Raw genomic sequence first — 8,214 nt, 5'->3', positions numbered from 1 at the left:
GCCGCGGCGGTCGGCCGGACCAGCGTCAGCCGGCCGCTGGGCGACGCCGCCGCCCGTTGCGTCGACCTGCTCACCGCGGTCCTCGACGGGCCCCCGCGGACCCCTGCCCCCGTGCTGCTCCAGCCCTCGCTGGTGCTGCGGCACACCGCCTGACACCCCCAGGAGAACCGATGGCACCTCGATCCCTCACCCGCGCCGCGGTGGCCGGCCTCGCCGCCGCCGCGCTGTTCGGCTCCGCGGCCTGCGGCAGCGGTTTCGACGACGACGACTCCGGCGCCGCCCAGTCCAGCGGCCCGGCCAACCTGCAGATCCTGATCGGCTCCTCCGGCGACGCCGAGACCAAGGCCGTCCAGGACGCCGCCGCGAAGTGGGCGTCCTCCTCCGGCAACCAGGCCACGGTCACGCCCGCGCAGGACCTCACCCAGCAGCTCGGTCAGGCCCTGGCCGGTGGCACCCCGCCGGACGTCTTCTACGTCGACGCGGCCCGGTTCGCCGACTACGCCAGCGTCGGCGCCCTGGAGCCGTACGGCGACAAGATCAGCAACAAGGACGACTTCCACGAGAGCCTGCGCACCACCTTCACCTATGACGGCAAGCTGTACTGCGCGCCGAAGGACTTCTCCACCCTCGCCCTCCAGATCAACACCGACCTGTGGACGAAGGCCGGCCTGACCGACGCCGACGTACCCACCAACTGGGACCAGCTCACCGCCACCGCCCGCAAGATCAAGGCGAAGGGGCAGGTGCCGTTGGCCCTCGGCGACACCCGGGACCGGATGGGCGCGTTCCTGGTGCAGAACGGCGGCTGGCTGCTCAGCGAGGACGGCAAGCAGCCCACCGCCGACACGGCGGAGAACGTCGCCGCCCTGACGTACGTCAAGTCGCTGGTCACCGAGGGGCTGGCCCGCTTCCCGAAGCAACTCGACGCAGGCTGGTCCGGTGAGGCGTTCGGCAAGGGCAAGGCCGTGATGACGATCGAGGGCAACTGGATCAAGGGCGCCCTCAAGAACGACTTCCCGAACGTGAAGTACAAGGTCGTCGAGCTGCCGGCCGGCCCGAAGGGCAAGGGCACGCTCTCCTTCACCCAGTGCTGGGGAGTCGCGGCGAAGTCGAAGCACAAGGAGCAGGCGATCAAGTTCGTCGAGGCGATGACCGCCGGCGAGCAGCAGATGGCCTTCGCGACGGCGTTCGGCGTGATGCCGTCCCGCCAGTCGGTCCGCGACCAGTACACCAGCGCCTTCCCGGCGGACAAGCCGTTCATCGACGGCGCCGCGTACGCCCAGGGCCCGGTGAACGCGCCGAAGATGGACAGCGTCCTGCAGGACCTGGAGGCCAGCCTGCAGAGCCTGGGCAACGGCGACCCGAAGACCATCCTGGCGAACTTCGACAAGAACGCCAAGGCGGCGCTCGGCGGCAGCTGACGGGCCCGGGGGCGCCGCCGCACCGGTGGCGCCCCACGGCGAGTCGAAGGAGGGTGGATGGCAACCGAAGCAATCGCCGCGCCGGCCACCGCGACCGGCGGCCCGGAGCGCCGACGCGGCCGGGGCGTCCGCGGTGACGAGAACGTCGCCGGCTGGCTCTTCGTCGCCCCGGTCATCGTGATCCTCGGCCTGTTCCTGCTGCTGCCGATCCTGATGGCGCTCTGGGTCAGCCTCACCGACTGGAACGGTCAGGGCAGCCCGTTCACGTCGAAGGTGCCCTTCGTCGGCACCGACAACTACACCCGGCTGTTCACCGAGGACGGGCTGGCCCGCCGGGACTTCATGACCAGCATCCGCAACAACGGCTACTACGTGGCGATCGTGGTGCCCGCGCAGACCGCGCTCGCCCTCGGGCTCGCGCTGGTCGTCAACAACCGGATGCTCCGGGGCAAGGCCTTCTTCCGCAGCGCCTTCTACTTCCCGTCGGTGACCAGCTCGGTGGCGATCAGCGTGGTCTTCCTGTTCCTGTTCGCCAACTCCGGCGCGGTCAACGCGCTGCTGCGCCTCTTCGGCGTCGACGGGCCGCAGTGGTTCGCCGACTCGCGCGGCGTGCTGCACCTGCTGCTCGGGGCCGTCGGGGTGGACAGCGCGCCGGCCGCGCTGGCCGGCGGCGGCCCGTTCGGGCTGAGCTGGTGGGAGTGGCTGTCCGGGCCGAGCGTCGCGATGATGTCGATCATCACGCTGGTGGTGTGGACCACCTCCGGCACGTTCATGCTGATGTTCCTGGCCGCGCTGCAGAGCGTCCCGGTGGCGCTGGACGAGGCGAGCACGCTGGACGGCGCGAGCCGCTGGCAACGGTTCCGGTACGTCACCCTGCCGATGATCAAGCCGACCATGTTCCTGGTGCTCACCCTCGGCCTGATCGGCTCCTGGCAGGTCTTCGACCAGGTGTACGTGATGAGCCAGGGCGACCCGGCCAAGACCACCCTCACCCCGGCCTACCTGTCGTACCGGACCGCGTTCCGGGACTTCGACTACGGCTCCGGCGCGGCCATCTCGTTCGTGCTGTTCCTGATCATCATCGTGCTCACCCTGGTGCAGCGCCGGGTGATGGCCGACCGGGACACCGACCGGCCGCGGCGGGCCCGGTGGTGGCGTCGGCGCGTACCGGAAGGGTCGCCGTCATGACCGCACTCACCGACCGCCCGCCGGTCGCGGCGGCGCCTGCCCACCACGACCGCCGCGGCGCCCGCACCCTGGCCACCCGGATCCTCGGGTACGCCACGCTGGTCTTCTTCGGGCTGGTCTTCCTCTACCCGTTCGTCATCCAGCTCGGCAACTCGTTCAAGACCGAGCCGGACGCGGCGGCGAACCCGCTCTCTCCGATCCCGGACCCGCTGACCGTCGCCGGCTTCGAGCGGATCTTCACCGGCACCAACTTTCCGCTGTGGCTCGGCAACTCGTTGCTGGTGACCGTCCTGGTCACCCTGGGCCGGGTCTTCTTCGACTCGCTCGCCGGGTACGCGCTGGCCCGGCTGCGGTTCCGGGGACGGTCCGGGCTGTTCGCCGCGGTCATCGCGGTGATGGCGGTGCCCGGCGTGGTGCTGCTCATCCCGAAGTTCCTGGTGCTCAACCAGCTCGGCATCTACAACAGCTACGCCGGGCTGGTGGTGCCGCTGCTCGCCGACGCGGCCGGCGTGTTCATCATGAAGCAGTTCTTCGAGTCGATCCCGGTCAGCATGGAGGAGGCGGCCCGCATCGACGGGGCCGGCGTCTTCCGCACCTACTGGTCGGTGGTCCTGCCGATGGCCAGGCCGGCGCTGATCACCCTCACCATCCTGTCCTTCCAGGGGTCCTGGAACGAGTTCCCGCACAGCCTGGTCTCGGTGCAGGACCCGGACCTGTTCACCCTGCCGCGCGGCCTGGCCGACCTGGTCAGCGGCTCGCTCGGCAAGGGCACCCAGTATCCGTTGAAGCTGGGGGCGGCGCTGCTGGCCACCATCCCGGTCGCGGTCCTCTTCGTGATCTTCCAGCGGTACTTCGTGCGGGGCGCCAACGAGGGCGCCGAGAAGGGCTGACCGTGCCGGTGGCGGTTCCGGACGGCGGCCGTCCTGGTCATGGTCCTTCGCCGACGGGGTGCTGTCCGGGGATGGACTCCGGCGCCGGCCGGGATTCATCGGCCCGGACACCGGCCCCGTCCGCGCCGTACCGCTCAGGGCAGCCGGTCGGGCAGGCCGAACAGCGGGAAGAGCCGCGGCTGGAGGAAATGGGTGAGCCGGGTGATCCGGCCGCCGGAGGACTCCACCAGCTGGATCGAGAACGCGCGGTGGCCGCCGGCCGGGTCGGGCCGGAACTGCGCGAGGGCCGGCCCGCCGTTGGCGGCCACCGGCAGCAGCCGGGAACCCCGGCAACCGGCGCCCGGCCCGGTCAGCCACCGGCCGATGTCGGCCGCCCCCCGCAGCCACACCGGATACGGCGGCATGGCGTGCACCGCGTCCTCGCGTAGCAGCGCCACCAGGGCGTTGATGTCGTACCGCTCGAAGACCTGGACGTAGCGGTCGAGCAGCTCCCGGTGCTCCCGGTCCAGCGCGGGGGGCGGCGCGGCCGCCTCCCGGTCGGCCAGCGTGGCCCGGGCCCGCTGCACCGCGCTGGTCACCGCGGCGACGGTGGTGTCGAGCAGCTCGGCGACCTCGCCGGCCCGCCAGCGCAGCACGTCCCGCAGGATCAGCACCGCGCGCTGCTGCGGCGGCAGGTGCTGCAACGCCGCGACGAAGGCCGGCCGGACCGACTCGCGGGTCACCGCCAGCTCGGCCGGGTCCTCGGGAAGGACGACGGCGTCCGGCGCCGGCTCCAGCCACTCCCGGCCCGACCCGGGCGCGCCGAGCGACGTCGCCACCGGGGCGGACGGCACCCCGAGATCCATCGGCAGGGCCCGCCGGCCCTGGCCCCGCAGCAGGTCCAGGCAGACGTTGGTGGCGTTCCGGTAGAGCCAGGTGCGCAGGCTGGACCGCCCGTCGAAGCGGTCGAGGCCGCGCCAGGCCCGCAGCGTCGTCTCCTGCACCGCGTCCTCGGCGTCGAAGGCCGAACCGAGCATCCGGTAGGCGTAGCCGGTCAGCTCGACGCGGAAACCCCTCCAGGCCGGCGGGGTCGGCCGCCGGGGGCGGCCGGGTTCGGGCCCGAGTCGGGTCCCGCCGTCGGTGCAGTCATGCGGCCACCGTAGGCGAGGCCCCCGACACCGGCGGCCGACGGCGCGCGCCGGCCGCCGCTCAGTCGGTGGCGACCGGCTCGGCCGGGACCGCGACGTGCAGCCGGACCTGGGGGACGAGCATGTCGTCGACGTCCAGCGCCCGCGCCGCGCCGTCCGGCTCCCAGCCGGTGGAGGTGAGGAACTTCCGGGTCGCCTCGTCGCCGTCGAACGCCCAGGCCACCGCCCGGTCGAAGCCGTCGGTGCGCCACAGGTCCACGGTGGCCGCGAGCAGCCGGCTGCCGTGCCCGCGCCGGCCCCAGCGGGGCTCGACCAGCAGGTCCGTCACCGCGGCCACGCCCTCAGCCAGCGCCTCGGCCGGCTCACCGGGGGCGAGCGCCTCGGCGTCCGCCGGACCCGAGGCGGCGAACCCCACCAGATAGGATTGCTCGGCCTGTTCGACGGCGACCAGCACGCGGTGCGCGCCGGAGGGCGGCTCCTGCACCGCCGCGCTCCACCGCCGGGCGAGCCATGCCTCGTCCAGGTTGTCGAGCACGTGCCGGGGCAGGATCCGGCGATAGGCGACCCGCCAGGTCGCGAGCTGGATGCGTGCGATCTCGCCGGCGTCCTCGGGACGCGCCGGGCGGACGTACCCCATGGCCATGGGACGGAAGCCTACGCAGGGCGGGAGTGACGATGGTGGCGCAGGGTGCCAGGCGGACGGCCGCACAGGTCGCCGGGGTGGTCGCGCTCGCCGTTGCGGTGACGGCCTTCCTCTACGTGGCGGCCGTCCGGCACGGCTTCTTCGACCTCAAGGTCTACTACGGCGCGCTCACCTTTTGGGTGCACGACCACGGCGAGATCTACGACTACCTCAAGCCCGGCACCCAGTACGGCTTCACCTACCCGCCGTTCGCCGCCCTGGTGATGCTGCCGATGGCGTACCTGCCGTGGTGGGCGGCGATCGTGGTCAGCGTGAGCGCCAGCGTGGTGGTCACCGCCGTGCTGTTCGGGTGGCTGCTGGACCCGATCTCCCGCCGGGTCGGCTGGACCCGCTGGTTCGCCCTCGCGGTGGCGCTCTGCCTCGCCGCCGCGTACGAGCCGATGCGCGAGACGGTCAACTTCGGCCAGGTCAACATGCTGCTGCTCTTCCTGGTCGCGGTGGACCTGCTGCGACTGCTGCCGGCCGGCAACCGGTGGGCCGGGGTGGGCATTGGGCTGGCCACCGCGATCAAGCTGACCCCCGGCATCTTCATCGTCTACCTGCTGGTCACCGGCCGCTGGCGGGCCGCGGTCACCTCGGTGGCCGCCGCAGCCGGCGCGACGCTGCTCGCCGCCGCGCTCTTCCCCGACGCGTCCCGGGAGTTCTGGACCGAGGCGCTGTGGAACACCGGACGGGTGGGCGAGCTGGCGTTCGTGTCCAACCAGTCCCTGCGCGGGGTGGTGGCCCGGCTGGACCCGCAGCACCCCAGCACCCTGGCCTGGCTGGTGCTGGTCCTCGCCGCCCTGGCGCTCTGGGCCTGGCGGTCCCGGGCCGCCGTGGCCGTCGGCGACGAGGCGACCGGCCTGGCGCTGACCGGCGCGGTGATGTGCCTGGTCAGCCCGGTCACCTGGGTGCACCACCTGGTCTGGCTGCTGCCCGGGCTGATCCTGCTGGTCGACAACGCGACGGCCGCGCCCGCGGCCAGCCGCCGGCGCCGCGTCCTGCTCGGCGCCGCGATCATCGGGTACGGCTTCCTGATCAGCCGGATCGTCTGGGCCTGGGAGAAGGACTTCACCGGCGTGGACGGCTTCGTCGGCAGCAACCTCTACGTCTGGATCAGCCTGGCGCTGCTGGCGTTCCTGCCGATCCGGCGCTGGGCGACCCCGGCCGGGTCAGCCGGTGAGGCGTCCGGCGTACCGCAGCTCGATCAGCCCGACCGGCGGGCGCCCACCGGCCAGTGGCACCGGATAGGTCGACCGCTCACCGTCCGGTGACAGCCCGGCCCGCTCGTAGAACCGGCGGGCCCGCCGGTTCTCCTCCAGCACCCAGACGCGGTGGTCGACCCGGCCGCGCTCGACCAGACCGTCGCGGGCGGACGCCAGCAGCGCCCGCCCCGTCCCGGCCCCCCAGTGCGCCGGCTCCACGTACAGCGCGACGATCTCGCCGAGGGTCGGGTCCAGGTCGTCGCGGTCCTGGTTGTTGCGGTACGGCCCGAAGGTGGTGAAGCCGACGACCGCCCCGTCGGCCTCGGCGAGCAGCGTGCTGAACGGGTGCTCCGGGTCGGCGGTGCCCAGGTCGCGTCGGCGTTGCGCCCAGGCGGTGACGTTGAGCCGCCGCAGCACCTCGTCCGGCATGAACCCGGCGTAGCCGGCCTGCCAGCCGTGGATGTGCACCCGGGCGACCGCCTCGGCGTCGTCGGGCTCCTCGCGGCGGATGGTGAGCATGCGTCCGTTCTATGCGCAGACGGGCGATCGGTCCAGCGTCCGCTCCGGTGTCGTAGGCGTGGATTAGGGTGCCCGACGATGGCCGCACCGGAATCGCTCTCGCTCGCCCAGGCCCGGCGGGTGGCGCTCGCCGCCCAGGGCTTCGCCGACCCGCCGCCCGCCGGCGTGCCCACGCGCCGGCACCTGCGCCGGGTGCTCGACCGGGTCGCGCTGATCCAGATGGACTCGGTCAACGTGCTGCAACGCGCGCACTACCTGCCGCTCTACAGCCGGCTCGGGCCCTACCCGACCACCCTGCTCGACTCCGCCGCCTACCGTCGTCCACGGGAACTCTTCGAATACTGGGGCCACGAGGCGTCGCTGGTCCCCGTCGGGCTCCACCCGGCGCTGCGCTGGCGGATGGCCAAGGCCCACTCCGACGCCTGGGGTGGCATGCGCCGGATCGCGCAGGAGCAGCCCGACCTGGTGGCCTGGGTCCGCGACGAGGTGGCCGCCCGGGGGCCGCTGACCGCCGCCGAGATCGAGCACGACGCGCCCCGGGAGACCGGCCACTGGGGGTGGAACTGGTCGGCGGTCAAGCGCGCGCTGGAGTTCCTCTTCTGGGCCGGCGAGGTGGCCGCCGCCGAGCGCACCACCTCGTTCGCCCGCCGCTACGACCTGCCCGAGCGGGTGCTGCCGGCCGCCGTGCTGCACGCGCCCACGCCGACCGACGCCGACGCCTACCGCACCCTGGTGTCGCTCGCCGCCCGGTCGCTCGGGGTGGCCGCCGAGCCGGAGCTGCGCGACTACTTCCGGCTGCCGCTGGCCGGGGCGCGGCAGGCGATCGCGGAGCTGGTCGAGGCCGGTGAGCTGCTGCCGGTCACCGTGCAGGGCTGGCGGCAGCCGGCCTGGCTGCACGCCGGGGCCCGGCTGCCCCGCTGGGTGCGGGGCAACACCCTGGTCAGTCCCTTCGACCCGCTGGTCTGGGAGCGGGGCCGCACCGAGCGGCTGTTCGACTTCAGCTACCGGATCGAGATCTACGTGCCGGCCCCGCAACGGGTGTACGGCTACTACGTGCTGCCCTTCCTGCAGGGGGAGCGGTTCACCGCCCGGGTCGACCTGAAGGCCGACCGACGGGCCGGGGTGCTGCTGGTGCCGGCCGCCTGGGTCGAGCCAGGCGCCGATCCCGGCGAGACCGCGTTG

General features: G+C 73.1%; 7 protein-coding genes and 1 pseudogene. 5 read left to right on the top strand and 3 right to left on the bottom strand.

Features of this window, described 5'->3' with window-relative positions:
• Positions 1-170 precede the first annotated feature (170 nt).
• Genes NCC78_RS23425 through NCC78_RS23415 form a run of 3 tightly spaced genes read left to right on the top strand, consistent with a single transcriptional unit; the run spans position 171 to position 3,499 of the window.
• Entirely contained in the window at positions 171-1,421 is a 1,251-nt protein-coding gene (locus NCC78_RS23425; protein ID WP_250797083.1) for a sugar ABC transporter substrate-binding protein, read from the top strand.
• A 57-nt stretch (positions 1,422-1,478) separates the two neighbouring features.
• Positions 1,479-2,609 carry a carbohydrate ABC transporter permease gene (locus NCC78_RS23420; RefSeq protein WP_250797082.1) on the top strand — a complete coding sequence of 377 codons (1,131 nt, stop codon included), beginning with the start codon at positions 1,479-1,481 and terminating at the stop codon, positions 2,607-2,609.
• Positions 2,606-3,499, top strand: coding sequence for a carbohydrate ABC transporter permease (locus NCC78_RS23415; RefSeq protein WP_250797081.1), 894 nt, complete (start codon positions 2,606-2,608; stop codon positions 3,497-3,499). Before NCC78_RS23420 ends, NCC78_RS23415 begins: the two co-directional genes overlap by 4 nt.
• Positions 3,500-3,633: 134 nt before the next feature.
• On the opposite strand, the pseudogene NCC78_RS23410 reads toward NCC78_RS23415, so the two are convergent.
• Positions 3,634-4,539, bottom strand: a pseudogene (locus tag NCC78_RS23410) (sigma-70 family RNA polymerase sigma factor); the annotation flags it as partial.
• A gap of 148 nt (positions 4,540-4,687) precedes the next feature.
• Entirely contained in the window at positions 4,688-5,269 is a 582-nt protein-coding gene (locus tag NCC78_RS23405; protein WP_210775824.1) for a GNAT family N-acetyltransferase, read from the bottom strand.
• A 35-nt stretch (positions 5,270-5,304) separates the two neighbouring features.
• On the opposite strand from NCC78_RS23405, the gene NCC78_RS23400 reads away from it, so the two are divergent.
• Positions 5,305-6,582, top strand: coding sequence for a glycosyltransferase family 87 protein (locus tag NCC78_RS23400; protein ID WP_250797085.1), 1,278 nt, complete (start codon positions 5,305-5,307; stop codon positions 6,580-6,582).
• On the opposite strand, the gene NCC78_RS23395 is transcribed toward NCC78_RS23400, so the two are convergent.
• Positions 6,481-7,032: a GNAT family N-acetyltransferase gene (locus NCC78_RS23395; protein WP_250797078.1), complete on the bottom strand. Its 552-nt coding sequence runs from the start codon at positions 7,030-7,032 to the stop codon at positions 6,481-6,483. The two genes, NCC78_RS23400 and NCC78_RS23395, sit on opposite strands and share 102 nt — an antisense overlap.
• A gap of 78 nt (positions 7,033-7,110) precedes the next feature.
• Between NCC78_RS23395 and NCC78_RS23390 the strand changes: the two genes are divergently transcribed.
• Positions 7,111-8,214, top strand: a 1,104-nt coding sequence (locus NCC78_RS23390; RefSeq protein WP_250797077.1) for a winged helix-turn-helix domain-containing protein, incomplete at its 3' end; no start/stop codon positions are given.

The sequence above is a fragment of the Micromonospora phytophila genome (assembly GCF_023656545.1).
In the GTDB taxonomy this organism is placed as follows: domain Bacteria; phylum Actinomycetota; class Actinomycetes; order Mycobacteriales; family Micromonosporaceae; genus Micromonospora; species Micromonospora phytophila.
This window is presented reverse-complemented; position numbering and strand designations above follow the sequence as displayed.